This window comes from Dokdonella sp., assembly GCF_041395345.1.
GTDB lineage: Bacteria > Pseudomonadota > Gammaproteobacteria > Xanthomonadales > Rhodanobacteraceae > Dokdonella.
This window is the reverse complement of record NZ_JAWLAR010000015.1, coordinates 65,544-92,212: the sequence shown is the minus strand read 5'-3', so window position 1 is coordinate 92,212 and position 26,669 is coordinate 65,544. Positions and strand designations below refer to the sequence as shown.

The window sequence follows — 26,669 nt, the reverse complement described above, 5'->3', positions numbered from 1 at the left end:
GCCAGGGTGCCGCTTTCATGGCACCATGAGGCCGGATTGCCTAAACTGAATGCCGGGCGCAATTGCGTCCACCAGACGGGGGACCTGCACGTCGCGCCATGACTCGATTTCTGCCAGTGCTCCATCGTGCCAGCCTGCTGCGAAATGCCGTGCAGTGGGTCGCGGCGATTGCACTGGTTGTCAGCTGCCTTGGGGCGGGCGCAGTGGAGCGGCAGTTCTATTTCGACCGGCTCGACAATGAGAGTGGCTTGCTGCAGAACTCGATTCTCTCGCTGCTGCAGACCGACGACGGCCTGATCTGGATCGGCACACAGGGCGGCCTGCACAAGTTCGACGGCTATCGGTTCAAGGTCTACGAACACGATGGCGATGACCCGACCAGTTTGCCCGACAGCGCGATCACTGCCCTGGCGCGAGGCGAAGGGAACCAGATCTGGGTTGGCACTTCGGCCAATGGCATCGCCCGGCTCGATACCGTGTCGGGCACGTTCGAACTGTTCGCATTGCCGCTGGATGCTCCATCGCGAAACGCGCGCGAGGCGATCATGGCATTGCGCCTCGATCCCGCTCGCGGACTCTGGGTTGGCAGTCGCGGTGGTCTTGGCCTGCTCGATCCTGGCACCGGTGAACGCAAGTCTTTCACGGCCGAACAATCCGATGCGCCCCTGGGTGTCGTCCGCGACCTGTTGCTGTCCACCGACGGCAGCCTCTGGGCTGCCAGCAGCAGTGGGCTGTGGCGCGCAGGGCGCGGATCAGACCACGTCGAGCGAATCGCGGCGGACTTGCCGGGCGAAGCCCTGAGCGTATTCGAAGGTGAAGACCGGACGCTTTATGCCGGCACTACAGAAGGTCTCTACCGCGTTGATCCCGTTGTTGGAAAGTCGAGCCGGATCTGGGCCAGCGAAGGGCAGGGACCGGTCAGCGCGATCGTCGAGGACTCGTCGGGACAGCTCTGGCTTGCGGTTAGCGGCCAGGGCCTGCTGATCGTCGACAGGCGCCAGGCCAGCACGCGCTGGGTCCGCCCCGACAGTGATGTGCGCGGCAGCCTTCCGCAGGCAGCGATCACCCAGCTGATGGTTGATCGATCAGGCCTGCTCTGGGTAGGCACCGATGCGGCTGGCCTGAGCAAGGTCGATCCCGCCGGTGCCACCTTCAGCTACATTGCCGAGCGCGACCGCAGCCGCGACCTGAGCACGACCAACAACATCCGGGCCGTCCTCGAAGACCGCAACGGGAACCTCTGGCTGGGCACCGATGGTGACGGTCTGGCCCGATACGACCGAAGCACGGCCACATTCACGCATTACGACGCCGTTCTCGCCGGGGCGTTCGAGGTACCGTATCCCACGCCGCTGCAGGTTGAGGCGCTGGCCCAGGATGCCGACGGTGCGATCTGGTTCGCCAGCAATCTCGGTGTCGGCTCGCTCGATCCGGAAACAGGGAAGGCGCGAGCGCTGGGACAGAGTCCGGTCGAAATTGCCGACGGTATCGAGCGGCGACGACGCGCCTTGATCATCGCCCGCGACGGCAATATCTGGTACGCCGGACGCAGCGTCGGAGTCGTGCGCTACGACCCTGAAACCGGTCAATGGAGCAACTGGCAGCACCGCGATGGTGATCCTGACAGTCTGACCCACAATCATGTGATGAGCCTCTACGAGGATAGCCGTGGCCGCATCTGGGCGGGTTCCGCGGATGGCCTGAATCTCATCGATCCTGCCAGCCAAAAGGTGCGTACCTTCCGCCACGAGTCAGGCAATCCGTATTCGCTCTCGAGCGGCGTCGTGCGCGCGATCCACGAAAGCGCCGACGGCGGAATCTGGGTGGGAACCCATGGCGGTCTCAACCATCTGGCACGCCTCGACGAAGGCACGGCCCGGTTCGAGCGCGTGCTCAAGCGCGACGGCCTGCCCGACGCAACGATCTACGGCATTCTCGAAGACGTGATGGGCCGGCTCTGGTTGAGCACGAACCGCGGCATCGTCTCGTTCAATCCCGCCTCGCGATCGATCCATCATTTCTCGGTGAAAGATGGCTTGCAGGGACAGGAATTCAACGGCGGTGCCTATGCATCCTTGCGCAGCGGCGAACTGGCGTTCGGAGGCATCAACGGCCTCAATCTGGTCAAGCCGGGGGCCGTGGTCGCCAGCCGTTTCGTTGCACCGGTCGTGTTCAGCAATATCCGTGTTGGCGAGCAACAATCCACGGTCATCGCGCCAGGCCAGCCGATCGTGATGGACCAGGCCGATCGGGTCGTGCACTTCACCTTCGCCGCGCTCGACTACACCGCGCCGGAACGCAATCGTTTCCGCTACAAGCTCGAAGGTTTCGATAGCGACTGGGTCGAAGCCGGAACACGTCACGAAGCAACCTACACCAACCTCGATCCCGGTCGTTACCGTTTCCAGGTTCAGGCCAGCAATCACGATGGCTACTGGAATCAGCCTGGCGCAGCCATATCCCTGGAGGTCAGGCCGCAATGGTGGAACAGCCCGGCCATGCAAGCCGGCTACGTCGTACTGGCCCTGCTGGCCCTGGCGGGTCTGGCCCTCGCCATGCGGCGCAAGCGGGCCGAGCAACGCCGGCATGCCCGTGAACTGGCCGATCGGGAAGCGCGATTGCGACTGGCATTGTGGGGTTCGAGCGACGAGTTCTGGGAACTGAACATGGACAGCGGCGTGCTGACCCGGCTCAGCGCGGCACCGACGCCTGCGCGTCAGCGCGAGTCAAGCCATTCCGTCTATGACTGGGTTCGCGAAAGCGTGCACCCTGACGATCAGCGTGCCATTGCCCAGCACCTCGACGACCACATCAGCAACAAGGCCTCGTTGTTCGAATCCGAGCAGCGCGTGCGCGTCGGCAAGGGCAAGTGGATCTGGGTTCTGGCCCGCGGCAAGATTGTCGAACGCACGCCCGAAGGACGCCCTCTGCGCATTTGCGGCACGGCGCGCAATATCACCGCAACGCGTGAAGCCGAGCGTGAGCGACGTATTGTCCAGGAGGTGATCAGCAGCATGCGCGAGGCGGTCACCGTCTGCGATCTCGAATTCAGGTTTGTATCGGTCAATCCCGCTTTCACGCGCATCACCGGCTGGCAGGAACACGAGGTCATCGGCCAGTCGGCGGCGATACTCAATTGCGCCCAGCATTCGCCCGAGTACTACCAGAACATGCGCGAATCGATCTTCCGGGACGGTTTGTGGCGCGGCGAACTGTGGCAGCGACGCAAGGACGGCGAGGAGTTTCTTTCCTGGCTGCAGAGTTCGGAAGTTCGAGATGCGCAAGGCAAGCGCACGCATTACATCGGTGTGCTGACCGACATCACCGAACGCAAGCGAAACGAGCAGGAACTGCGCTACCTGGCCAACTACGACACCCTGACCGGGTTGCCGAACCGGACACTGATGGCCGAGCGACTGGGCCACGCGGTCATTCGCGCGCGCCGGGGCGGACGCAAGGTTGCGGTGCTGTTTCTCGATCTGGATCGCTTCAAGCACGTCAACGATTCAATGGGTCACGCCGCAGGCGACCGCATGCTCAAGGCTGCCGGCAGTCGCCTGCGTGACAATGTCCGCGATGGCGATACCGTTGCGCGCATCGGAGGCGATGAGTTCACGGTAGTCCTCGAGGAACTGGCTGACGCGGGGGAAGCCGAACGCGTTGCGCAAAAGCTGATCAGCGCATTCGAGAAGCCACTTGAGCTGAACGACGGTCAGGACGTCGTGATATCACCATCGATCGGGATCAGCCTGTACCCCGACCATGCGCAGACGCCGACCGACCTGCTCAAGTTCGCCGATACCGCGATGTACCAGGCCAAGGATCGCGGGCGCAAGACCTTCATGGTCTACACGGAAACGATGGACGCTGCCGCGCGCATGCGCGCGACCCTGGTCGGGGCCTTGCGCAAGGCCATGGAGCGCGGTGAATTCCGCCTCGTGTATCAGCCCAAGCTGTCGCTGCTGGATGAGCACATCACCGGCGTCGAGGCCTTGCTGCGCTGGAACAGCCAGGATCTCGGCGAAATCTCGCCAGTCACCTTCATTCCGGTAGCGGAGGAATCCGGGCTTATCGTCGAGATTGGCGACTGGGTTCTGGTCAAGGCCTGCGAACAACTGGCCCAGTGGCATCGAGATGGCCTGCGTGACATCTCGATGTCGGTCAATCTTTCGGTCCTGCAGCTGCAGCGTGGCGACCTGACCCAGCGCCTGTGCGACATACTCGCCGACAACGACATGGCGCCAAACCAGCTTGAGCTCGAGCTCACCGAAAGCGTCATCATGGCCAATGCCGAGCAGTCGATCAGCACGCTGCGCCAACTCAAGGCGGTCGGCGTGACACTTTCGATCGACGACTTCGGCACCGGCTACTCCTCGTTGAGCTACCTGCGTCGCCTGCCCATCGATGCACTCAAGATCGACAAGGAATTCGTTGGCGACATCACGACGGATCCGGACGACGAGGCGATCACGGCGACCGTGATCAACATGGCGCATTCGCTGGGTCTGAACGTGGTTGCGGAAGGCGTTGAAACGGCCGAGCAGGCCGAGTACCTGCGCGAGCAGGGCTGCGACGAGATCCAGGGCCACTGGCTGTCCATACCGCTGCCGCCGGAAGCCTGCTTCATCTTCCTGCGTGATCGTGCCCGCAAGCGTCAGGAAGTGCTTGGCGACGGTCCCTTGTCCGGGCCTTGAGGCGCCTGCCTGCTTCCGGTGTATAGTTCGCGCCATGGCCGAGAAAGAGCAAACACAGACTGAACTCGCCGAGATCAGCGCCCGCATCGACGAACTGGTCGAGCTGTGCCGGCGCCTGAGCGAAGAAAACCGGAGCCTGCGTCAGAGCCAGGAACAACTTTCCAGCGAGCGAGCCGGACTGATTGCCCGTAATGAGCAGGCGCGCTCGAGAGTCGAGGCCATGATCGGCCGACTCAAATCACTGGAGCAGAACCAGGCATGAGCGAACCCGTTTCGGTACGCATCCTCGATCGCGAATACCTGATTGCCTGCAAGCCGGAAGAACGTTCCGGCTTGATCGCGGCAGCGGCCTATCTCGATGGAAAACTGCGCGAGTTGCGCGACAGCCACCGGGGTGGCGGCCTGGAGCGCATTGCCGTGCTTGCAGGGCTCAATATCGCCCACGAACTGCTTGACATCCAGCAGCGGGAAGCCGAAAGCAGCCAGCACCTGGCACAGCATCTGCAAGCCATCAAAACAAAGCTTGCTGCCGGTTTGCCGACCTCACTACAATAGTCCCCGGTGTCCTCGGTAGTGTGCGACAGCGCATTCAACATTTTGCCTTGTTCCTGTAGCGACCCCGGGACAGTTACGCACCTGTCGGTGTGCAAGTCCGCCTCGAGCGGAAAGCCTGAAGACGGTGCCAGACTCTCCCACCTGAACCAATCGGTTCAAGGTCGTTCTATGCGCATCGCCACAGCGGAGGACGCCACCCCTTTCTTTTCCGCGCGGCAATCATGACCGTCAATGACGAGCGCAAGATGCTGCGCGCGAGCTTGCGCACGCGACGCAAGGCCCTGACAGCAACGGAACGCATCGCCGCCGCCGAAGGCGTGGCGAACACCCTGGGCCAACTGCCGGATTTCCTGGTCGACTCGCGTATCGCGGGCTACTGGGCGATCGATGGCGAATTGCCGTTGCATGCGGTTGTCGGTCAGCTGGCGCAGCGCGGGCAACAATACTGCCTGCCACGAATCAGCGGACCGCGTCAGCTCTCCTTTGTGCCCTGGCGCGCTGGCGAAGAACTCGAGTCGAATCGCTACGGCATACCGGAGCCGGTTTGTACCGAGGATGATCTCATCGCTCCGCAGGCGGTCGACATCGTGCTCCTGCCCCTGCTCGGGTTCGACCGCCACGGTTATCGAATCGGCTACGGTGGAGGCTACTACGACGCGAGCTTTTCCTTTCTGCGCGAGCGCACCGAGGCCCTGTCACCTCTTCTGGTCGGGATTGCGTATGCGGCCCAGGAACTCGAGGCGATCAAGGCCGAGCAGTGGGACGTCAAGCTCGACTACATTGCCACCGAGAAAGAGCTGATCGACTGCTGGGTCGATGCAGCATGAGCAGGCGATGCCGCTTGATCAAGAGCGAACCATGTCGGACGAGCATGCCATGAGCAAGCGCTACTGGTTGATCAAGAGCGAGCCCCAGGAATTTTCCATCGATGCCCTGTCCAGGGTCGAGTCCGAACCCTGGAGCGGTGTGCGCAATTATCAGGCACGCAACTTCATGCGCGATGGCATGCGGGTCGGCGACGGCATCCTGTTCTACCACTCCAACTGTGCCGAGCCAGGGGTGGTCGGACTCGCCGAAGTGGCCAGCGAGGCCTATCCGGATCCGACCCAGTTCGACCCGCGCAGCGACTACCATGATCCAGCAAGCAAGCCTGAAGAACCCCGCTGGCTGATGGTGGATGTGCGCTTCAAGCGCAAGTTGAAGCGAACCATCAGTCTGGCCGAGTTGAAAGGCCGCGAGGAACTGGAGGAGTTCGCCCTCGTGCGCCGTGGCAACCGCCTGTCAGTGATGCCGGTGACGCCGGCACAATGGAAATTCATCGTCGGACTCGAGAAGGAAAAGCCTCATGGCGAATGAAGAAGGCAAGCGTCGCGCCGCGCGCGCGGCGATGCGGTTTGTCGAGCCTGGCATGACGGTGGGTGTCGGTACCGGATCCACGGTGGCCCATTTCATCGATGCCCTGGCTGAAGTGAGCAACGACATCGAAGCGGCCGTATCGAGCTCCGAACAATCAACCCGACTGCTTCAGGAGCGCGGCATTCGGGTGGTCGATCTCAACTCGACTGGCGAACTGGCCCTGTACGTGGATGGTGCCGACGAGTGTGATCCGCAACGCTGCCTGATAAAGGGTGGCGGCGCGGCGCTGACCCGCGAAAAAATCATCGCCGCTGCTTCGCGCCAGTTTGTCTGCATCATTGATCCGAGCAAGCGCGTCGAGGTGCTTGGTAAGTTTCCGCTGCCGGTGGAAGTGATTCCGATGGCACGCAGCCATGTCGCGCGTGCACTGGTTCTGCTCGGCGGTCAGCCGGTCTGGCGCGACGGCGTGGTCACCGACAACGGCAACTGGATTCTCGATGTGCACAACCTGCGCATCACCGACCCGGTTGGCCTCGAGGCCGAGATCAACCAGATCGTCGGCGTCGTCACCGTCGGCTTGTTTGCGGCTCGGCGCGCCGATGTCGTGCTGACCGGCGAAGGTGACTAGGGGATACGAGGGTCGGCAGCGCCCAGCGCCTGGAACGTGAAGCCCGTATGGGTCAGTCCAGTTCCACCGCGTCGATACGGTCGAGCCGGATCAGGATCGTTGCGTGTTCCTGGTTGGCCACCAGCACGGCATCCTTGAGGATGCGCTTGACCACGCCGGCCACTTCTTCGCCATTCATGTGGAAGATGATGCCGCGCTTGGTCTCGATGCCGCGAGTGAGTATCGAATTCAGCTCGGCCTGAAAATCGGCGTTTGCAGTGGACTCGGCGTGCACTGGAACGACGGCAAGAAGGCTGGCCACGGCCAGGCTGACCAACAGGCAGGATTTCGGTTGCATCGGGATCGCTCCAGTCTGGACAGTTTGCCGCGCGAAAGCCGGCCCACCAACGATACGCCTCCCAGTCGTCCGTTGCGCATGTTTGCGCAGGAAAAACCGATTGCCCGGGATCAGGCGACCTCCGGCTGCCAGCCAGCGACCCTCTCGACATTCGTAGCGCCCGGTGCGTCTCGGTCAGTGCGCAAGCGGACCAGGGCTTGTCGCCAGGCAGCTGGAATGGCGTCGTCCGAACCATCCAGACGCACGCATTTTCCGGCCATCAACGCTGCCCGCGGGATGCCGTCCACGAAAAGGATGCGCGAACCCTTCAGCGCCGGTACGCGCGATCCCGCCGTCAGGATGCCGGCCAGGTTGAGCACATCGGTTGCAGCGATACTGACCAGGCTGCCGTCCGGCTCGCGCGAACGCAGCTTGCGCAGCAGCGGAATGGCTTCGGGCAGGGCGTATTGTTCGCCGGACAGGCCCGCGATGAAGCGCCCCCCGCGCAACTCGCCGCGTGCCTCCAGTCTGCGGTAGACCCTTGCCAGGTCCCGCCAGGGAGGCAGCCAGCTGGCTTCGCGCGCGAGCAGTCGCCAGCAGACCACGCCATAGCGGCGCAGCAGGCATCGTGCCGCATGTTCCACCGCCTCATTGCTGGCCTCGAACGCAGCAGCGCGGGTCGATCGAGCGCTGTCCGCGCGCGGCGATTCGGCAATGCTGCCTGTCGCGGTCAGGGCCCAGCGTCCGGCATCCTCGATATCCGACAGGCTGGCATGGCGCGCTCGTCGTCCGCGTTTCGAATTGCGCTTCGCCGCCGGCAGGAGCAGTGCGCGCAAGCCGGAGAAACTGTCGGCATTGACCAGGCCGCGCGCAACCAGCTCGCCCAGCGCATCCTCGAGCTCCACCTTCAGCAGCCGGGTTGAATCAGCGATTTCGTCAAAGAACGAAGCGCCGGATTCGGCCAGGTGGTCCAGCACCGCCTGTGCCCGCGACGATGTCTGCGCGCCTGCGCTGCCGTCATGGTTGGCCAGGCTCGCCCAGAGCCTGGCTTCGCGTCGTGGCAGGAGCACGATCGGCGTGCTGCCGACAGGTCCGGAACTGCCCTCGCGCTGCGCTGCCGAGGCGCTGGCCAATCGCGACCAGATGATGCGGCCACTGCGGCACAGTTCATCCAGCCACACGCTTGAATAGTCAGCCACGCGTGCGGCCAGCAGCTCGCTTTCCCAGGCGCCGGCCGCGCATTCGTAGCCTTCCAGTTGCGAAAGAATGGATGGCAGAGCCTCGGGGCCACGTGCCTGCGTGTCCGCTGCAACGCGCTGCCATTCGAACAGGAAGCGCATGAAGTCGCGCGCTTCGACCGGCTCGATCTCGCGGCGCAGACGCTTCAGCGTGTAGCGGTGAATGCGTGCGAGCAAGTGGCGCTCGCACCATTCTTCGCCTTCGCCGCCGGGTGTGAATCGCCCGCGCATGATGTTGCCCTGGGTCTGCAGCGCGATCAGGCCGGCCTCAACGGAAGCGGCTTCAAGCGCCATCGACGCGGCCAGCGTCTGCAGTGTTGCCGGACCCAGTGCACCGAGGCGTGCACGCAACTGTTCGACCAACGCGTCTTCCCGCGTCCAGACCATCGCAGCGTACTCGGCGGGTGCTTCGATCACCGGCTGTCGTGTCGCATCCGGCCAGATCGCCAGCGCCTGCGGCAGGAGTTCGGCGGCGCACCAGAATGAGTCGCCTGTTCCAGTCTCCAGAATGCATGCACGTGAATCGCTGGCGAGCTGATCGAGCCAGGCCTGCCAGGACGAATTGGCGGCGACCTCACCTGCGTTGACATGACCGATCGCCATCAGTGTCTCGTGCATCTCGTCGGCGTCGCGCGGATCCGGCCAGGCCTCCGCGCAAACGGCTTCAATCGCCGCAAGATCGAGTGCACCCAGTTCATCGGCTGATTCGGGATCGCTCCAGCGCCGCATCTGCACGGCCTGGGTGCGACGCTCTTCCAGTGGCGCGTCATCGAGAAAGGCGTAGGGTCGGGCGCCGAGTATTTCCGCAGCCAGCGGTGACGGCTCGGGCAGGTCGCGCGCGACGATGCCGATGGCGCCGCTCTCGAGTCCACGCAGCAGCTCCAGCCATCCATCGACATCCATGGCCTCGTGCAGGCAATCGGCGAGGGTCTGGGCAACCAGTGGATGATCGGGAATCTGCCGTTCGCCGACGATGTTTTCGAGACAGGCGACCTGATCCGGGAATACGGTGGCGAGCAGGTCTTCGGCTTTCATGCGTTGCAGCTGTGCAGCGATTTTCTGTCCGCCACCGAAACGCGGCAGGGCAAGCGCGGTGGTTGCCGCCCAGCGCCAGCGCACGCCGAACAGGGGCGCATCAAGCACCGCCTGGATGAGGATGTCCCTGGCCGTGGCCGAATGCAGGTAGCGCGACACTTCGATCAGCGGAAAGCTGTGGCTGGTCGACAGCGACAGAATGATGGCGTCCTCGGTGGCGGCTGCCTGCAATTCGAAATTGAACGAACGACAGAAGCGCTTGCGCAGGGCAAGGCCCCAGGCCTTGTTGACGCGACTGCCAAAAGGCGAGTGCAGGATCAGCTGTGTGCCGCCCGACTCGTCGAAGAAGCGCTCCATGACGATCTGTCGTTGCGTCGGCAATGTGCCGAGCGCATTGCGTGCGCGGGCCAGGTATTCGACCAGTTGCTGCGCCGCCACTGCATCGATTCCAACGGTGTTTGTCAGCCAGTCGCGTGCGGTGGCCAGGAGACTCCGGCTCTCGCCTGTCGCGGATGACTCGCCACCGAGTCGCGCCTCAACGTCACTGCGCAGTCGCGATACGCCCGCGGACAACTCGTCGCTGCGCCCGGGCGCTTCGGCGATCCAGAACGGAATGCTGGGTGGCAGGCCGTGCGCATCCTCGACCCGAAGCTGGCTGCGTTCGACTCGCAGAATCCGGTAGCTGGTGTTGCCCAGCTGGAAAATGTCGCCGGCCATGCTCTCGACGGCGAAATCTTCGTGCACGCTGCCGACCGTGATCGCTTGCGGCTCAACGACAACGGCGTAGTCGGCGGTATCGGGAATCGTGCCGCCCGAGGTCAGCGCGGTCAGCCGTGCATTGCGCCGCCCCCTGATCCGGCCATGCACGGCATCGCGGTGCAGGTAGCCGGCACGTGCACCGCGTCGCGTCGTGTAGCCTTCGGCCAGCATGCGCACGACGGCGTCGAAATCCGCGCGTGCAAGCTCGCGATAGGGCCAGGCGCGTCGGAACCAGTCAAACAATGCCGTTTCATCCCAGTCGACGCAGGCCACTTCGGCGACGATCTGCTGGGCGAGGACATCGAGCGGAGCAAGCGGGATCTTCAGCGCATCCAGTTCGCCGCGGCGAACGCAGTCGAGCAGGGCGACGCATTCGACCAGATCGTCGCGCGATTGCGGAAACAGCCGGCCTTTCGGAGTGGCACCGACCGCGTGGCCGGAGCGGCCGACGCGCTGCAGCAAGGCGGCAATCGAGTGCGGCGACCCGATCTGGCAGACCAGGTCGACCTCGCCGATATCGATGCCGAGCTCAAGTGACGCCGTGGCAATCAGCACCTTGAGCTCACCGCGCTTGAGTCGCTGTTCGGCGTCGAGCCGCAGTTCCCTGGCCAGGCTGCCGTGATGCGCGGCCACCTGCTGCTTGCCAAGGCGCTCGCCCAAATGGCGCGCCATGCGCTCGGCCATGCGCCGCGTGTTGACGAACACGAGGGTCGTGCGATGCGCCTCGACAAGCTGGGCCAGGCGGTCGTAGATCGTCTCCCAGGCCTCATTCGACATGATGGCCTCAAGCGGAGCCGGCGGCATCTCGATGGCGAGATCGCGTTCGCGCACATGGCCGCTGTCGACGATCGCGCAGTCCGGCTGGCCCTCACCATCGACGTGGCTGCCGCCGACCAGGAACCGGGCGATCTCCTCGATCGGCTTCTGTGTTGCGGACAGGCCGATTCGGGTCAGCCGTCGCTGGCAAAGCGCTTCGAGGCGCTCCAGGCTCAGGCTCAGGTGACTGCCGCGCTTGTCGTCGGCGATGGCATGTATTTCGTCGACGATGACGGATCGCGTGCTCGCCAGCATCAGTCGGCCAGACTCCGATCCGAGCAGTACGTACAGCGATTCGGGCGTGGTCACCAGAATATGCGGCGGTGACTTCAGCATGCGCTGACGTTCGACCTGCGGCGTATCGCCGGTTCTGACGGCTGCGCGGATTTCCAGCTCGGGATGCCCAAGACGCACCAGCTCTTCACGAATGCCTGCCAGCGGCGCAACGAGATTGATCGCGATATCGTTCGACAGCGCCTTCAAGGGTGAGACATAGACCACGCTGGTCTGCTCGGGAAGACCCGACTCGATTCCTTCGCGAACCAGGCTGTCGATGGCGGCGAGAAACGCGGCCAGGGTCTTGCCTGAACCGGTCGGCGCGGCAATCAGGGTGTGGTGGCTCTTCTGAATCGCCGGCCAGGCATCCGACTGCGCCGGTGTGGGCGCAGCGAAGCTGCGCGCGAACCAGGCAGAGACGGCCGGATGGAATGAGCTGGCAAACATGATCAGGCGGTGGCGACAGCGGGTGCCCAGCCTACACCTCTGCTCGTCTCAAGGCATGCGATACCCGCCCGGGTACCGCCAGTACCTCAGGCAGATTCCTGCATTCAGGGAACGGCGACCGCCACGGGATCAAAGCCCGACGCGAACAGCTCATCGGTCAGGATCGTGATCGGGCCATTCATCGAGGCGTGATTGCCGCAGTTGTAGTGCAGGTTGTCAGGTGCGTTTCCGGGAACGACGAAGGTGAGGGTCTGGGTTCCCGTGGCACCGTTGTTGGTAACCCCGTCGTTGTAAAGGCTGGCGGACCCGATCGTATCGATCGTGTTGATGTTGAACGGATGGACCGCACTGACATTCTGCATGACGAATTCATAGGTCTTGCCGCGCAGCAGGGTCAGCGGCGGATTGGACTGGCCATCGATCGACCACGCGGTCATGCCGACATTGACGACATCCATCGAGATCGGCGGATCACCCGCATGGGCGAAACCGGTCGCGGCAAGCAACGCCAGCGCGAGCATGGAGGACTGGCGCGAAAGGCGGATACGCTGACAGCATGGAATCATGTTCGGATCTCCCTGAATGGCATGGTCTTGCGCGGCGCACCAGGCACGCGCTCGATCGCGGTACTCCAGGTGAGTACCCGCTCAGGGCAATCCGGTTGCAGTGCAGGCGAAAAATCCTGCCGCGGCCCTGGAAAGGCCGGGCAAGGCGCGCCTCAGTCCGCTTGTGCGGCGTTCTTGCCCAGCACCGAGGTCGCAATCAGATGTTCCAGCGCCTGGGCGGGATCGAAACAACGGCCACTGTGTACGGCCGAGGTCTGGATGACGGCGCTGCGCGGCGCAACCAGCCAGTGGAAACGCTCGCGCTGACTCATCGACCCGATCGCTCCTGCCTCAGCGCCGCCGGCACAGATGCGCAGAATGGCGTTCAGGTGCGAGCGTATGAGATGAAGATCCGCGGTCGGATCGAGAGCCAGCAAGCGCCCCTCATCGAGCGCGATGCGCGCCTCGAGGAACTTTGCCGACAGGCAGGACACGATAACCCCGGCATTGAGGAACTCCTCGCGCTCTGGGCGAGGCACCACGCGCACGATGGCGTAGTCATACCAGTGTTGCGTGGGCACGGATGGCCTCCTTGCAGAATTCCCGGGGCGCCTTGAGGCGATTCAGCAGCCAGGTCTCGTAGGCGCCGCGAAGCGCATCGGCGTCGGCGAAACCCGACTCGCGCTGCAGCCAGGAGTCCGGAATGCTCTCGACTATGTCGTGCACGACCGACTCGCCCAGGCGTGCCGCCATGTCGGCGTCGACTTCTGCCAGGCGACTGGCGAACGGCAACAGCACCTGATCCCTGATCTGGACGAAGCCTGCGCGGCTGCGCGCGAGCGCATCATCCCAGGCGTGGTGAAAATAGAGGGCTGCTCCATGATCGATCAGCCACAGCTGATCGTGCCACACCATCATGTTGGTGTTGCGCGGTGTGCGATCTATATTGGTCACCAGCGCATCCAGCCAGACGATGCGCGAGGCGAGATCCGCATCCGCCGTCCATACGACCGGATCGAACGTGACCGCGCCCGGAAGATAGTCGAGCGCAAGATTGAGCCCTTCGCTGGCGCGGATCAGGTCCTGGATTTCGGGGTCGGGCTCGGTACGCGCGAGATTGCCATCGACCTCGACAAGCACAACTTCAGGCATCGGCAGACCGCAAGCGCGCGCCAGCTCTCCAGCGACGAGTTCGGCAATCAGGGCTTTCGGTCCCTGTCCCGCTCCACGAAACTTGAGCACATACATGCCGGCATCGTCGGCTTCGATGATCGCGGGCAGCGAACCGCCTTCGCGCAACGGCGTGACATAGCGTGTTGCGGTGACGGTTCGCAGTTTCATGGGAAGCGATGCTCGCATTGATTGGCAAGCCTGCAAAGCATCGCGTACACCAGGACGGGTCCGACCTTGAGGCGAATCCGACCGCCGCGCGGGTCAAGCACCCTGGGACTTGGTCCACTCGGCCATGCGCTGCTGCATTTCTTCCTCGGGAACATCCTCGACATGAGTCGCCAGCGACCACTTGTGTCCGAAGGGATCGAAGACCGAGCCCATGCGGTCGCCCCAGAACTGGGTTTCCACGGCGCGGTCCTGTCGTGCGCCGGCCTTGATGGCCTTCGCGAATGCGGCGTCTGCGTCTTCCACGTAGATCATGAAGGCTGCGGTGGGGCCCCCGCGTGCATTCGGACCGCGAATATTCATCTCGGCGAATTCGTCGGAGAGCATGATGCGGGTATCGCCGATCTGCACTTCGGCATGCCCGATCATGTCGCCCATCGGCAGGCGATAGAGTTCGGTCGCTCCGAACGCATCGTGATAGAAATCAATGGCCTTCGCCGCGTTGTCGACGGTCAGATAGGCAGTAACGGTGTGATAGCCATCGGGAATCGGATTGACGGCAGGCTTGGCGCTCATGGCGGTACCTTTCGATGGATGGGGAGCGGATCGTAGCGCCAAACCGGTTATGGCCGTGTTACCGGCCTGGCACTACCCGGCGGGCGCCGGCGCGGGTTTCGCCGTTGCAAGAAAGCGTGCTCGCAGCGCCCTGTCCAGCGGAATCGAATAGATGTGAGCGAGTATCGCGCCGAGCAGCCAGCACAAGCCGACGATCGGCAGGTACCAGAGGAATCCGAACCACGGGTCGCCCTGCCAGGCGGTATGGACGGCGACAATGCCGAACACGACAAACATGTGGGTCAGGTAGATCTCGTAGCTGAGCCGTCCCATTGAAGTGAGCCAGCGGACGCCGCGCGGCGCGCCGCATCGTTCGTCCTTCAGTGCATACAGCAGGACGCCGGCAGAAGCCGTCAATACCAGCATCAGGCCATTGCCGATCACGGGCCATAGCAGGCCGCCGAACAGCAGATTGGCAGCGATGCCGCCGCAGCCGACCGCACACAAGATGCGTTGCAGGCGAATGCCGGGTATGGGCAAGCGCTGCGCGAACAGGGCGGCCAGAACGCCTGCAGCGATCGCCGCCATGCCGGGCAGGTAAGCCTTTTCGCGCCAGATGTCGTTGTCCACGATTGCGGCACGCGTCACCGGCAGGGACAGGGCCAGCAGCGCCAGGGCCGCGACGAGGATTTTCGGTCGGTGCAAGACCAGACAGACCAGCGGAAAACCGAGATAGAACACCTCCTCGATGGACAAGGACCAGAGCACGTCCCAGTTGCCCGGCAGATATCCGGTCGATCCCTCGTACCAGTTCAGATACAAGCCGAGTACCGACAGCAGGGCGCCCGGCAGCGACTGCCGTTCGGTATCGATCGTGAAGTTCGGAACCCCGGCCAGATGCAGCACGCTCAGGACTGCCACCAGCAAGACCAGACACGGCAGGATGCGGGCGCCGCGACGAACATAGAACGTACGCAGATCGATGCGCTCAAGGCTGCCCCAGCGCTCGAGCGCATTCCCGGCAATCAGGAAGCCCGAGATCACGAAAAACAGGAACACGGCTTCATAGCCGTTGTAGACAAACGCGTTGAGCAGGCTGCGCGGCAGAAAGGTTTCCAGCCCGCCTTCCTTGAGCGGAATGCGCAGTGCGATGTGATGCACGATCACAAGCAGGATCGACAGGCCACGCAGCAGGTCAATGGCGGCGTTGCGCGATGGACTGTCGGTTGGGCTGGCAGCAGCGTCACCGGTGTGCGTCATCAGGATGCGATTCCTTCGACAGGAATTGCATTATTGACGATCTTCCCGCCACTCCACCAAACGAAGCGCCGGCCCGCAATGCGACTTCGATAGACATCAGCAGCAGGAGCATCGCGGCCGAAGCCACTCCCGAGTTCGTCTTCCGCGATTTTCGGCTGACTTCATGCCGCTTCGAACGTCAATGGCCGGTTCCACAAACAACAACGCCCGCGGTCGCAGAGCGAGACGCGGGCGTTGGGCTGGCGGCGATCCCTGGCCGCGAATGGAGCTCAGCCGATTACTTGGCTTCCTTCTCCATCAGCTTCTCGACCATGTTGGCCGGCACTTCGGCGTAGTTGTCGAACTCCATCGTGAAGGTGCCGCGTCCGCGTGTGGCGGAACGCAGGAAGTTGATGTAGCCGAACATCTCCGACAGCGGCACCTGACCTTGCACGAACGACTGCAGGCCCTTCTGGCCCTGCTCGCTGACCGTGCCGCGGCGACGATTGATGTCACCGATGATGTCGCCGAGGAACTCGGCTTCGGTCACCACTTCCACGCCCATGATCGGCTCGAGCAGTTTTGGACGGCTGCCGCGATGCGCTTCGCGGAATGCACCCTTGCCGGCGATCTCGAATGCCAGTGCCGAGGAGTCGACGTCATGGAACTTGCCGTCGATCAGGCGCGCCTTGAAGTCGACGACTTCGTAGCCGGCGACCTGGCCCTTGCGGCTCTCGACGCGGATCGCATGCTCGACCGCGGGAATGTATTCGCGAGGGATGCGACCACCGACGATTTCGTCGGCAAACTCGATGCCCGTGCCCGGCTCACCCGGCTCGAACACCATCTTCACTTCGGCGAACTGACCGGAACCGCCGGACTGCTTCTTGTGCGTGAAAACGAGTTCGATCGGACCGCCGAAGGCTTCGCGGAAGCTGACCTTGGGCTTGCCCATGACGGCTTCGACGCCAAGCTCGGTGCGCATGCGGTCGACGGTGATTTCCAGATGCAGCTCACCCATGCCCTTGAGCACGGTCTGTCCGGTTTCCTTGTCGACTTCCATGTGCAGCGATGGATCGGCCTTGGCCATCTTGTAGAGAGCGGTCGACATCTTGTCGATGTCGTTGCGGTTCTTCGGCTCGACCGAAACACTGATGACCGGATCCGGGAAGCGCATGCGCTCGAGCAGGACCGGCGAAGACGGGTCGGACAGCGAGTCGCCCGTTTCGGTGTCCTTCATCGAGACGAACGCGCAGATATCGCCTGCACGCACTTCCTCGATGTCCTTGGTTGCATTGGCCTGCACTTCGACGATTCGGCCGACGCGCTCTTTCTTGCCGCGGGTCACGTTGAGCAGGGTGTCGCCCTTCTTGATGACACCCGAATAGACGCGGCAGAAGGTCAGTGTGCCGAACTGGTCGTTGATGACCTTGAACGCCAGCGCACGCGCCGGCGCGTCGTCGCGCACTTCCTGCTCGCCGATCACCTTGCCGTCGACATCGACCATCGAGATGCCGCCGTTTTCGCCCGGGTACGGGAGGTAGTCAATGACGCCGTCGAGCAGCTGCTGCACGCCCTTGTTGCGATAGGAGGAGCCACAGAACACCGGCACCAGCTTGCCGCTGACCGAACCGATGCGGATGCATTTCTTGAGCATGTCGGGATCGAACTCGCCGGTCTCGAGCAGTCGCTCGAAAGCGTCGTCGTCCATGGCCAGCGCGGACTCGAGCAGATCCTGGCGCAGCTTCGGCAACTGGTCGACCCAGTCGTTGTCGGCGGTGGAGGCGAAGTTGAGGCGTGCGCGCAGGTCTTCCAGCGGAATCGTTTCCCAGGTGCTGTCCTTGTCGTGCGACTGCCAGATGTAGCCGACGCCGGCGACGAGGTCGGCCATGCCGCAGAACTCGTCATTGCTGCCGAGCGGAACCTGGCAGAGCAGGGCGTTGGCACCGAGGCGCTCGCGGATGCCCTTCACGCAATGCGCGAAGTTGGCACCGATGCGGTCCATCTTGTTGATGTAGCACAGGCGCGGCACGTTGTACTGGTCGGCCAGGCGCCAGTTGGTCTCGGTCTGCGGCTCGACGCCGGCAACGCCGTCGAACACGACGACCGCGCCGTCGAGGACGCGCAGCGAACGATTCACTTCGATGGTGAAGTCGACGTGTCCGGGAGTGTCGATGACGTTGATCTGGTAGCCCTTCCACTCGGTTGAAACGGCCGCGCTCTGGATCGTGATGCCGCGCTTGCGTTCCTGTTCCATGTAGTCGGTCGTGGTCGATCCCTTGCCGTCCTTGGTGTCATGGACGTCAATGATCTGGTGCTTGCGACCGGTGTAATAGAGCACGCGCTCGGTGGTCGTCGTCTTGCCCGCGTCGATGTGGGCGATGATTCCGATGTTGCGGTAGAGCTTGAGCTCTTTCTGCCTGGCCATGATTTTTCTCTGATACTAGGTTGAAAAGGTTGGCCGAGCGGACCGGCGATACGGGATCGCTTCAGCCTTCCGACCACGAAAAACGCGACACCGAACCCGGCAGCATCGGCGCGACGAATCGCGCTGCTGTCGGGTGGATGTCGTGGAAACTGCTCCGATGGCTTCAGCCTCGCCGCAAACCGCGGTTCGCGCGGGCGTTCAGGTCCAGCCTGAATCGGCGCGCGGATTTTACACGAACTGCGGGCTTTTCGCTCAATTCCGCTCCGGGCATCCGGTGGAACCCCGTTTCCGGACATGGCAGCGGCCTTTCCTGCCGGCGATGAGGTCGCTGATCGGGCCGGCTTCAGCAGGCAACCAGGACGGTTGATTCCGGGTTTCCGCTGCGCCAGGAGCAAACGAAGCGTATCTTTTCTCGGGTCATCGCGTGTAGGATCAAGCCTTCATTCACAGGGGGCTGGAATGAACCTACCGTCTCGAGTTGAGCGCGTGCGGCTGCAGTGCGCGTCTGTTTCCGGATGGCTGCTATGCGGATGTCTCGCCGTATTCGGCTGCGCGGCCCACGCCGACTGGCAGATTCCTGCCGGCGCCGATGTCCAGTTGTCAGGCGGGATCCTCGGGCTTGGCGGCACCGATCTCCTTGTTTCCGGGACATTGGCACTGGGTTCCGGTTCGGTCGAACAGGTGCAGGCCGTCTCGACCAACCCTGGCGGCACGATCGACGCCGGTAGCGGATCCATCGAACTGTCGGGAACGTGGTCGAATTTCGGCAATTTTCTGGCTGGAACCAGCGTAGTCCGGTTCATCGACGGCGCCCCGGCCCAATCCGGCGTCAGTGGCAATTCGCTTTTCCACGACCTCAGCTTTGTCAGCGCAACCGGCAAGACCTACATCTTTTCTGTCGGCACCACGCAGAGCATCGATGGCTTGCTGACCATACTTGGCGTACCGGCCCTGGCGATTCAGATGGCCAGTTCGACAGCCGGTCAGGTGGCCTATATCGATTTGCTGCCAACGGGCAGCCAGAACATCAGCGATGTCGGTGTCTCCGATGTGCACGCAATCGGTCAAGCCTTGGCGCCCGACGAATCCAACCAGGGCGGTACCGGCAACGACCTCGGCTGGTTCGGCAATACCGGCTATGTAGAGGGGATTCCCTTGCCCACGCTTTCACCGGTCTGGCTTGCGATTCTCGGCTTGCTACTGATTGTGATGGCCAGGCGCCAGCGAGCAGCCCAGAGCCGCTGATCCAGTTCGTTTCATCCTGAGTCTTGAATAGGACACCACCATGATCCGACGCACCGTACTTGCCTTCGCCATCCTGCAGACGCTGAGCGTCGGCGCTGTACAGGCCCAGAATGTAACTGTCACGCCACCTGCGGGCGGCGGCTTTGTCGTCGACAATGGTGTGTCGCCCCTGTTCGCGATCGATGCCCTCGGCAATCTGACCGTTGCCAACCTTGGCGGCGCAGTACTGCGCACCAGTCCGGTCTGTTTCGAAGTGGCTACCGGCGCGGTCGGTCCCTGCTCGAATGTCGGCCTGGTGGGTCCGACCGGGCCGACCGGTGCGACCGGAGCCACAGGCGCTACCGGAGCTGCCGGGCCAACAGGCGCAACCGGGGACACGGGAGCAACCGGTGCACCCGGCCCGACCGGTGCCTCCGGACCGACGGGCGCGGATGGAGCCATGGGAGCCACTGGCGTTACCGGTGAAACCGGCGCTACGGGCGCACCCGGCCCGACCGGAGCCCCTGGCCCGACTGGCGCCACTGGCAACGATGGTGCCATGGGAGCGATCGGTCCAATCGGCCCGATCGGCCCGATCGGCCCGACCGGAGCCGATGGAGCCACCGGCGCAACGGGTGCAACCGGCGCGGATGGCGCGGGATCGGCAGCGGGTACCACCAACTATGTGAGCAAGTTCACCGGGCCAAGCACGCTCGGCAATTCGCTGATTCGTGACGATGGCACCGGCGTCGGAGTCAATGTCGCGCCAAGCGCCAGCTACCAACACTATGTCTCCAGGACACAGTTGACAGCCACTGGCGACGGCCAAGCAACCATCTTTGGTTACCGCACGCGCGATTCGCAAAACGATGGCACCAGCTACAACCAGAGCGGTGGCAACAGCGCCGTGATGGGTTACAACTATTGGGGCGACCTTTACACATTCGGCGTGGCTGGCTACAGCTACAACGACTACACCCGCACCGGCGGCGTGCTGGGTGCCCAACAAGCCGGCACGTATTGGGGTTCACTCGGCTACAAGAACAGCGGCAACGCGACCTATGGCGTCTACGGTTCGGCCGGCTATGCCTCGGGCGGTGGAAGCCCGGTGGGTGGAGCGAACGAAGGCGTTGGCGGCGGCTTTTACGGTGGCATGATCGGCTCGTGGTCACACGGTGAGGTCATGGGCGCGGTCAGCAGTGGATCCATGTTTGCCTCGTACAACCTGGGCAACGTCTATACCAGTGGCTACTCGGCTGATCTGGTGGTCAGCAGCAGCGAACTCGGTGCACCGCGCGTGGCTGCATTCGCGAATACCTCAACCGGCCTCAAGGTTTACGACAATGGTTCGGCGCAGCTGAATGGGGAATCGGTATTCGTGCCATTTACAGCGGCGTATCGGGGGATGCTGGGCGGTGTTCCTGACGTAACCGTGTCGCCGGTTGGGTCGCCTGCCCAACTCTACATTGCGAGCATCGAAAGCAATGGCTTCACGGTCGCCGTCGCATCGGGTTCGGCCAATGTCCGTTTCAGCTGGATTGCGGTCGGCAACCGCTCCGACGCGGACAAGGTCCAGCCCTTGCCTGCCGAATTGGCCAACGGCAACTTCGATAGCCAAATGCGCGAAGTCATGTTCAATGATGCAGACCTGACAAAAGCGGCCAGGCCGATCTGGTTTGATGGCCAGAGCGTCCGCTTCGACGCAGCACCCCAGCCGGCCGGGGCGACCAAGCAGGAGCCGTAACAGCGGTTGATGCCGAGCTGAAAACGCCGAGTCGGCCGTGGGGATCAACCCTGCGGCCGGCGCGCATATCGCATCGGCTTTCGGCTGCTGATCGGCATGCGCTACATTTCACCAATGCGCATCTGCCTGTCCATGATAGTCCGCAACGAATCCGCCGTGATCGAACGCTGCCTGCGTTCAGCTTTACCGTTCATTGATTGCTGGGCGATATCCGATACCGGTTCGAATGACGGCACCCAGGATCTGGTGCGGCGCGCGCTGGCCGACCTGCCCGGTGAGTTGATCGAGCGGCCCTGGGTCGATTTCGCCCACAATCGCAACGAGTCGCTGGAACTCGCCGCCCGCCACGGCGACTACGCGCTGGTTATCGATGCGGATGAAGTGCTTGTTGCCGACACCGGCTTTGCCTGGCCGGCTCTGGATGCGCCCGGCTACTCACTCGAGTTTCATTTCGGCAATACACGCTACCGACGCATTGCACTGCCGAAACTGGATGCCGACTGGGTCTGGCGAGGCGTGCTGCACGAGGCGCTGGTCTCAAGGCATGCTGCCGAAACCAGATTCCTGCCGGGCCTGCACATCCAGGTGCACACCGATGGTGCGCGCAGTCAGCGCCCGGTGACCGAGAAGTTTGCGGCCGATGCCGAGGTGCTGAGACGTGCGTTGATCGACGAGCCCGACAACGCACGCTACACCTTCTATCTTGCCCAGAGTCTGCGAGATTCTGGCCAGCTTGCGGAGGCACTGATCGTATATCGCAAGCGCATTGCCATGGGTGGCTGGGCTGAAGAGGTCTACCAGGCCATGCTGCAAGTGGGCTTGCTCAGCGAGCGCAGTGGTTGTGCCGATGCGGACATTCTCTCCGCCTATCTGCTTGCCTACGATTTCCGCCCGTCGCGCGCCGAAGCGCCCTGCGAGTTGGCCCGCTACTGCCGCTTGCAGAAGCGCTTTGCATTGGGCCGCGATTTTGCCGCGATTGCGCTCGCGAAGCCGCCGACCGAGGATGTCCTGTTTGTCGATCACAGCATCCAGGCCTGGCGTGCCCGCGATGAACTGGCGGTGTCCAGCTATTGGTGTGGTGACTATTCCGAAAGCGCCGAACTGTGCCGACAACTGCTTGCCAGTCCATTTCTGCCTTGCTCGGAACGCGAGCGTGTCAAGGCGAACCTGGCTTTCGCTCAATCGGCACTGCAGAACGCAGGGGCGAGCAACTAGTGCCAGTGGCATTGCAGACGCGTTCGAATGCACTTCGCCTGTCATCGTGAGCCATCCGGAATTGACTCATGCCAGCGCGATCGCTTCGCTTGTCTCGATGGCAGAACGTCGTGAAGGGCCGATCCGGTCAAGGAAGCGACTGAATACGGCAAGTGCGGATTTGCGCATCGACGACATTGCCACGGGAGTTCGGGCAAGAATGGATGCTGCATCCTGGCCCAATCCTGCGGCGGCCAGTTCCGCGTGGTACTGCGGCAATCCCAACCACCGCTCAATCAAGGCCAGGTCCATTTCCAGATGGAACTGGAATCCATAGGCATTGCGGCCATAGCGAAAAGCCTGGTTCGGGCAGGTCGCGGTACTCGCCAGGTGTGCGGCACCCTGCGGGATAGCGAAGCTGCGGCTGTGCCATTGAAAAACGGTTGAGCGGCGGCCCAGGCCCGAAACCACCGGGTCTGCCAAGCCGCGTGCATGGGCCTGGAGTTCGTACCAGCCAATCTCGGGCTCACTGTGGCGCACGACCGCCGCGCCGAGCGCGTGCGCCAGCAATTGCCCGCCAAGGCAGATGCCCAGCACCGGCTTGTCCTGGTGCAAGGCCTGTTCGATCACGCCGAGCTCGGTGCGCAGATGCGGCCGCCGCGCCTGATCTTCGACGTTCATGGGCCCGCCGAGCACGATCAGGCCGTGATAGCGGTCCATGTTCGGCACGGCATCCGGCTGGCGCTCGAAATTGACGAAACGCATCCGGTGACCCCGCTGACGGATCAGCGGATCGAGCGTTACGAGCGGCTCGGCGGCAACATGCTGGAAGACGAGGATGCGCGACATGGATTGCCTGGGTCCGGCGACGGCGATGTCCGCACACTAGCGTATCGACGTCTAGACGTCCAAAACGGGCGCCGACGAAGGCGCGTCTGCCCGGCGACAGGACCGGCCGTCCCGACAGCTGATAGAGTTCGCCGATGAAGACCCGTCCCGATCGCGAAACACCGTGCCCCTGCGATCCAACGCGTCGCTACGCCGAGTGTTGCGCAGCGCTGCACGCCGGTGCCGTCGCCAAGGACGCCGAAGCCCTGATGCGTTCGCGCTACAGCGCCTATGTGCTCGGCCTCGAAGGCTACCTGCTGGCGACCTGGCATGCTTCGACGCGACCGCAAGGGCTTGAACTTGCCGTCGGGCAGCCGAGCTGGCTGGACCTGACGGTTCTTGACCACGCCAGCCCTGGACCCGAACGGGCCGAAGTCGAGTTCGTCGCCCGCTACCGCGAGGGCGGCGGCAGCGCGCGACGCCTGCACGAACGCAGCCGTTTCGTGCTCGAGAATGGCCGCTGGTGGTACCTGGACGGTCGGTTCCCCGCTGCGCGCGGGAGGTCCGGCCCTGCCTAGGGAAAATCGAAGTCGGCCCTGAACAGGACCACGATGTCGCGATCGGTGACGACGTTGTTGCCCGGAGTCGGATCGAAGGTTTCGAGGTCGGAAAAGGCCGACACCGTGTTCGCGATCGGTGCCGTGAACGACGGTCCTTGCACGATGGCGCTGAACAGGTAGGTGACATGGCCGCCGACCGGAATCGTGACGACGTCGTCGAGCGTGTTGCCGACGCCCTCGTGGCAGGTTGCGCCGGGCGAGGCCGTGCAGGACCAGACGCCGCTCGAGAGACCGTTCGGCAGCGCGTCGAAGATGTAGGTGAACTCGCCGCTGTCCGGCCCGGCGTTGTCGATGCGGATCGTGTAATCGAGGAAGTCGCCGATGCGCACGTACTGGACACCGTCGTCGATCGTCGCCGACAGATCGACGCTGCGGCGCAGCAGGTCGGTGTCGGTGGCCTGGTTGTTGGACGGAACCGGGTCACGGAACGGCGGCGCGATCAACAGCTCGGCCGTGTTGACCACGTCGAGAAAGGCGCTGCCCGATAGCATGCAGGTCGAGCTGAAGCGCGCGAATTCGGTGAATCCCCCCGAATTGGCCGGCAAGACCAGTTGTACATCGATGTTGCCATTGCCGCTGGCGGGGGTCGGGCAGAACTCCCCGACAAACGACTGGCAAGACCAGGTGCAGTCAGTCAGGGTGGATGGGACGCTGTTGACCAGGCGCACGATCGCATCGGAGCCCTGCGAACTCACCTTGATCACGTAGGTCAGACTGCGCCCATACCAAATAGTAGAAAGCCCGTCGTCGATGCTGACTTTCACGTCGACCACGGGCACCAGTGCATCGGTGTCGGTGGCGATGTTGTTCAGGGGATTGGGATCGCTCACCACGCCGACCACACTGGCCGTGACCGCGAGCGTGGGTGGCGGCGGAATCGGGATGGAGGTGGCCACGAAGCAGGTGGCGCTGAAGCTCGCACGGGACAGGGCCGTGGGCAGGAAGACGCCTTCCCCGATGTCGCCGCTTCCGGCGGCGGCACAGCTCGCTCCCCCATCGCCCGCGCAAGTCCAGTTGCAATTGGAGAGTCCGAATGGAAAGTCGACCGCGACCGTGGCGCTCATCGGCTCGGGCCCGCTGCTGGCGGCGACGATCTGGTAGGTCGTCAACTGGCCTGTCTCGATCTCGTCCGAGCCATTGCCGATTGTGATCGAGAGGTCCGCCGAGGCGCCGCTGACCGACGACTCCGCCGCGATCGTCGGGCCCGGAAGGCATGCCGCGGTCGCCAGCAGCGCAGCAAGGAATCGCCTCGAGGGAGTGCGTCGGCGCAGCATGTCAATGTCCTCCGCATGACAGTGGTGAGTCGGGGCAGGGCGCTGCGGCGCGTGGCCCGGAGACGCCCGCGCGTCAATCGAAGCCATTGCGGAAGATGAGGTCGCCGATCGGCAACGCCTGGCAGCGGTTCTGTTCGAGAAACAGCGAGTAAGCCGGACAACCCGCATTTGCGGTGATCTCATGCACGACGATCGTGAACGGTTGGCCCGCGCCGCGCCGGAAGCTCATCTGGAGCCGACCGATCGAACTGTAGCCGGCGTCGGCCAGGATGTTGTTGCCTGGATTGGCGGGGTCGTAGGTCGTGTAGACGACGGGTTGGGTCGTATTGCCGCCGCAACCGGTAAAATCCGAGGTCAGGGTAATGCAAGTCTCCTGGGCGGCGGGATTGACGACGGCGTAGGCGTCGTAGTGGAGCGAGGTCGTGGCGAACAGCGAATTCGTCTTCGGCCATGTGCACAGGCTGACGATTCCGTTGCGATTGGTACGTCCGGTCTGCAGCAGGTCGCTGGTCGTGATGGCGCCGCTCAGCAGGGTGCTCGCGTAGCAACCGGTATTGCTCGCCGTCGTCGTGATGTCCACGCACCATCCGCCGGCGATCGTACCGGTCGGCTGGGGGTTGGCGGCCGTGTTCAGCGTCGCTTGATTGACGAAGAGCTGCCAGCTGCCGTTCGGATTCTGCCCGATCTGGCTTGCCAGCAGCTGCGACTCGGCGGCGCTGGGCGCCGGAGCAGGCAGGCCCAACAGAGCGAAGGTCCGCGGCAGGTATGAACCGGAAACCGGAGCCGTTGAAGTGAGCTGCGGAACGCCATCGCGATTGAACAGCGCATAGTCGTCGGCCTGCTCGCTGAAGGTCCACTGCGCCGATGACGCCGTCGGGACCGGCCGCTGGTTGGGGGCCTCCGGACTCGACACGAGGAAGCTCGAGCCGGTCAGGCCGATCGGTGCCCCCGATGGCGGCTGCACGAGTGCCTGCAGCGTGCTCGTATTGGCATGTGTGACGCCGAGCATGCGCACCTTGAGGTCGCTGATGACGCCGGTGAGGCCGGACACCGTGATGGCGCTCGGGTACTGCGAGGCAACGCCGGCCCCGGGAACGTTGATTGCGCTCGTGTTGCAGAACGTGCCCTGGTCGAGAACCACTTGCGGGGTCAGAGGGCACTCTGCGTCGAGAAAGACCGTTTCTTCGTTGCCAGCCGCGCTGCCCGCGACGACCATCACACCAAACAGGAAACTTGCCGCTTTGCACATATCGGTCTCCGCAGAGTTGAGGTCGAAGGAGGCCGCCAGTTCGACGGTCGCCCCGCCGGCGCGCGCAAGTCCCGATCGCTCGCGCCCAAGCCCCGTTGAAGCCCTCGGGGCCGGTTCCCACCGTGCCTGCCGTGTGTCCCCACTTGCCGCATTGCGACGCCGACGGAGCCGAATCAGTCGATCCACTCACAGGCAGCAGCGATGGGGTGGCCGCCGGCGCGTTCCGAGGATACGCCGATTGCCCAGCAGGGGCATCCTCGTGGCGATCGGATTGCGAGGGCCGAACCGCTGCGCAGCAGCGTCGATCTTCC

General features: G+C 63.5%; 21 protein-coding genes and 1 other RNA gene. 11 read left to right on the top strand and 11 right to left on the bottom strand.

Going from position 1 to position 26,669, the window contains the following annotated elements; genetic code table 11:
• The first annotated feature begins 98 nt into the window (after positions 1–98).
• The 7 genes from R3F00_RS14015 (at position 99) to rpiA (ending at position 7,233) form a co-directional block, all read left to right on the top strand.
• Entirely contained in the window at positions 99–4,694 is a 4,596-nt protein-coding gene (locus tag R3F00_RS14015) for an EAL domain-containing protein (protein ID WP_371282421.1), read from the top strand.
• 34 nt (positions 4,695–4,728) lie between these two features.
• Positions 4,729–4,956 (top strand): TIGR02449 family protein, encoded by a 228-nt coding sequence (locus tag R3F00_RS14010; protein WP_371282420.1) that lies wholly within the window; start codon positions 4,729–4,731, stop codon positions 4,954–4,956.
• On the top strand, positions 4,953–5,249 hold the full coding sequence (locus R3F00_RS14005; protein WP_371282419.1) for a cell division protein ZapA: 297 nt from the start codon (positions 4,953–4,955) through the stop codon (positions 5,247–5,249). The genes R3F00_RS14010 and R3F00_RS14005 overlap by 4 nt, the downstream gene beginning before the upstream one ends.
• A 7-nt stretch (positions 5,250–5,256) precedes the next feature.
• Positions 5,257–5,443: non-coding RNA, 6S RNA (gene ssrS / locus R3F00_RS14000), on the top strand.
• 27 nt (positions 5,444–5,470) lie between these two features.
• Entirely contained in the window at positions 5,471–6,076 is a 606-nt protein-coding gene (locus tag R3F00_RS13995; RefSeq protein ID WP_371282418.1) for a 5-formyltetrahydrofolate cyclo-ligase, read from the top strand.
• A 49-nt stretch (positions 6,077–6,125) separates the two neighbouring features.
• Entirely contained in the window at positions 6,126–6,605 is a 480-nt protein-coding gene (locus tag R3F00_RS13990; protein ID WP_371282417.1) for an EVE domain-containing protein, read from the top strand.
• Positions 6,595–7,233: a ribose-5-phosphate isomerase RpiA gene (gene rpiA, locus R3F00_RS13985; protein WP_371282416.1), complete on the top strand. Its 639-nt coding sequence runs from the start codon at positions 6,595–6,597 to the stop codon at positions 7,231–7,233. Before R3F00_RS13990 ends, rpiA begins: the two co-directional genes overlap by 11 nt.
• Positions 7,234–7,285: 52 nt before the next feature.
• Here rpiA and R3F00_RS13980 read toward each other — a convergent pair whose 3' ends face one another.
• The 8 genes from R3F00_RS13980 to fusA form a co-directional block, all read right to left on the bottom strand.
• Positions 7,286–7,570, bottom strand: a complete 285-nt coding sequence (locus R3F00_RS13980) for a hypothetical protein (protein ID WP_371282415.1) — start codon at positions 7,568–7,570, stop codon at positions 7,286–7,288.
• Positions 7,571–7,680: 110 nt separating this feature from the next.
• Positions 7,681–12,120 carry a DEAD/DEAH box helicase gene (locus R3F00_RS13975; protein ID WP_371282414.1) on the bottom strand — a complete coding sequence of 1,480 codons (4,440 nt, stop codon included), beginning with the start codon at positions 12,118–12,120 and terminating at the stop codon, positions 7,681–7,683.
• A gap of 104 nt (positions 12,121–12,224) precedes the next feature.
• Positions 12,225–12,686: a hypothetical protein gene (locus R3F00_RS13970; RefSeq protein WP_371282413.1), complete on the bottom strand. Its 462-nt coding sequence runs from the start codon at positions 12,684–12,686 to the stop codon at positions 12,225–12,227.
• A 152-nt stretch (positions 12,687–12,838) separates the two neighbouring features.
• Positions 12,839–13,246 carry a DUF3037 domain-containing protein gene (locus R3F00_RS13965; RefSeq protein WP_371282412.1) on the bottom strand — a complete coding sequence of 136 codons (408 nt, stop codon included), beginning with the start codon at positions 13,244–13,246 and terminating at the stop codon, positions 12,839–12,841.
• Complete coding sequence (locus R3F00_RS13960) at positions 13,224–14,000, bottom strand: HipA family kinase (protein ID WP_371282443.1); 777 nt, start codon at positions 13,998–14,000, stop codon at positions 13,224–13,226. The genes R3F00_RS13965 and R3F00_RS13960 overlap by 23 nt, the downstream gene beginning before the upstream one ends.
• Before the next feature lie 99 nt (positions 14,001–14,099).
• Positions 14,100–14,579: a VOC family protein gene (locus tag R3F00_RS13955; protein WP_371282411.1), complete on the bottom strand. Its 480-nt coding sequence runs from the start codon at positions 14,577–14,579 to the stop codon at positions 14,100–14,102.
• A 72-nt stretch (positions 14,580–14,651) separates the two neighbouring features.
• Positions 14,652–15,818, bottom strand: a complete 1,167-nt coding sequence (locus R3F00_RS13950) for an acyltransferase family protein (RefSeq protein WP_371282410.1) — start codon at positions 15,816–15,818, stop codon at positions 14,652–14,654.
• Positions 15,819–16,095: 277 nt separating this feature from the next.
• Positions 16,096–18,225: an elongation factor G gene (gene fusA / locus R3F00_RS13945; protein ID WP_371282409.1), complete on the bottom strand. Its 2,130-nt coding sequence runs from the start codon at positions 18,223–18,225 to the stop codon at positions 16,096–16,098.
• Between the two features lie 459 nt (positions 18,226–18,684).
• Here fusA and R3F00_RS13940 point away from each other — a divergent pair, with 459 nt between their 5' ends.
• The 3 genes from R3F00_RS13940 to R3F00_RS13930 all read left to right on the top strand — a co-directional run bounded on the left by R3F00_RS13940 (position 18,685) and on the right by R3F00_RS13930 (position 22,408).
• Positions 18,685–19,470, top strand: coding sequence for a hypothetical protein (locus tag R3F00_RS13940; protein ID WP_371282408.1), 786 nt, complete (start codon positions 18,685–18,687; stop codon positions 19,468–19,470).
• Positions 19,471–19,510: 40 nt separating this feature from the next.
• A complete protein-coding gene (locus R3F00_RS13935) occupies positions 19,511–21,193 on the top strand; it encodes a collagen-like protein (RefSeq protein ID WP_371282407.1) in 1,683 nt (560 codons plus the stop codon).
• 96 nt (positions 21,194–21,289) lie between these two features.
• Positions 21,290–22,408 carry a glycosyltransferase gene (locus R3F00_RS13930; RefSeq protein WP_371282406.1) on the top strand — a complete coding sequence of 373 codons (1,119 nt, stop codon included), beginning with the start codon at positions 21,290–21,292 and terminating at the stop codon, positions 22,406–22,408.
• Positions 22,409–22,474: 66 nt separating this feature from the next.
• On the opposite strand, the gene R3F00_RS13925 is transcribed toward R3F00_RS13930, so the two are convergent.
• A complete protein-coding gene (locus R3F00_RS13925; protein ID WP_371282405.1) occupies positions 22,475–23,236 on the bottom strand; it encodes a type 1 glutamine amidotransferase in 762 nt (253 codons plus the stop codon).
• A 134-nt stretch (positions 23,237–23,370) separates the two neighbouring features.
• On the opposite strand from R3F00_RS13925, the gene R3F00_RS13920 reads away from it, so the two are divergent.
• Positions 23,371–23,793, top strand: coding sequence for a YchJ family protein (locus R3F00_RS13920; RefSeq protein ID WP_371282404.1), 423 nt, complete (start codon positions 23,371–23,373; stop codon positions 23,791–23,793).
• On the opposite strand, the gene R3F00_RS13915 is transcribed toward R3F00_RS13920, so the two are convergent.
• Both R3F00_RS13915 and R3F00_RS13910 read right to left on the bottom strand, forming a co-directional pair.
• A complete protein-coding gene (locus R3F00_RS13915; RefSeq protein ID WP_371282403.1) occupies positions 23,790–25,109 on the bottom strand; it encodes a hypothetical protein in 1,320 nt (439 codons plus the stop codon). The two genes, R3F00_RS13920 and R3F00_RS13915, sit on opposite strands and share 4 nt — an antisense overlap.
• Before the next feature lie 73 nt (positions 25,110–25,182).
• Positions 25,183–26,358 carry a hypothetical protein gene (locus R3F00_RS13910; protein WP_371282402.1) on the bottom strand — a complete coding sequence of 392 codons (1,176 nt, stop codon included), beginning with the start codon at positions 26,356–26,358 and terminating at the stop codon, positions 25,183–25,185.
• Positions 26,359–26,669: the final 311 nt, after the last annotated feature.

Coding starts and splice junctions, on each gene's coding strand:
- R3F00_RS14015 (WP_371282421.1), top strand. CDS start 99: ATGACTCGATTTCTGCCAGTGCTCCATCGTGCCAGCCTGCTGCGAAAT.
- R3F00_RS14010 (WP_371282420.1), top strand. CDS start 4,729: ATGGCCGAGAAAGAGCAAACACAGACTGAACTCGCCGAGATCAGCGCC.
- R3F00_RS13950 (WP_371282410.1), bottom strand. CDS start 15,818: ATGACGCACACCGGTGACGCTGCTGCCAGCCCAACCGACAGTCCATCG.
- R3F00_RS13975 (WP_371282414.1), bottom strand. CDS start 12,120: ATGTTTGCCAGCTCATTCCATCCGGCCGTCTCTGCCTGGTTCGCGCGC.
- R3F00_RS13995 (WP_371282418.1), top strand. CDS start 5,471: ATGACCGTCAATGACGAGCGCAAGATGCTGCGCGCGAGCTTGCGCACG.
- R3F00_RS13970 (WP_371282413.1), bottom strand. CDS start 12,686: ATGATTCCATGCTGTCAGCGTATCCGCCTTTCGCGCCAGTCCTCCATG.
- R3F00_RS13940 (WP_371282408.1), top strand. CDS start 18,685: ATGAACCTACCGTCTCGAGTTGAGCGCGTGCGGCTGCAGTGCGCGTCT.
- R3F00_RS13915 (WP_371282403.1), bottom strand. CDS start 25,109: ATGCTGCGCCGACGCACTCCCTCGAGGCGATTCCTTGCTGCGCTGCTG.
- R3F00_RS13925 (WP_371282405.1), bottom strand. CDS start 23,236: ATGTCGCGCATCCTCGTCTTCCAGCATGTTGCCGCCGAGCCGCTCGTA.
- fusA (WP_371282409.1), bottom strand. CDS start 18,225: ATGGCCAGGCAGAAAGAGCTCAAGCTCTACCGCAACATCGGAATCATC.
- R3F00_RS14005 (WP_371282419.1), top strand. CDS start 4,953: ATGAGCGAACCCGTTTCGGTACGCATCCTCGATCGCGAATACCTGATT.
- R3F00_RS13910 (WP_371282402.1), bottom strand. CDS start 26,358: ATGTGCAAAGCGGCAAGTTTCCTGTTTGGTGTGATGGTCGTCGCGGGC.
- R3F00_RS13990 (WP_371282417.1), top strand. CDS start 6,126: ATGAGCAAGCGCTACTGGTTGATCAAGAGCGAGCCCCAGGAATTTTCC.
- R3F00_RS13935 (WP_371282407.1), top strand. CDS start 19,511: ATGATCCGACGCACCGTACTTGCCTTCGCCATCCTGCAGACGCTGAGC.
- R3F00_RS13930 (WP_371282406.1), top strand. CDS start 21,290: ATGCGCTACATTTCACCAATGCGCATCTGCCTGTCCATGATAGTCCGC.
- R3F00_RS13920 (WP_371282404.1), top strand. CDS start 23,371: ATGAAGACCCGTCCCGATCGCGAAACACCGTGCCCCTGCGATCCAACG.
- rpiA (WP_371282416.1), top strand. CDS start 6,595: ATGGCGAATGAAGAAGGCAAGCGTCGCGCCGCGCGCGCGGCGATGCGG.
- R3F00_RS13955 (WP_371282411.1), bottom strand. CDS start 14,579: ATGAGCGCCAAGCCTGCCGTCAATCCGATTCCCGATGGCTATCACACC.
- R3F00_RS13980 (WP_371282415.1), bottom strand. CDS start 7,570: ATGCAACCGAAATCCTGCCTGTTGGTCAGCCTGGCCGTGGCCAGCCTT.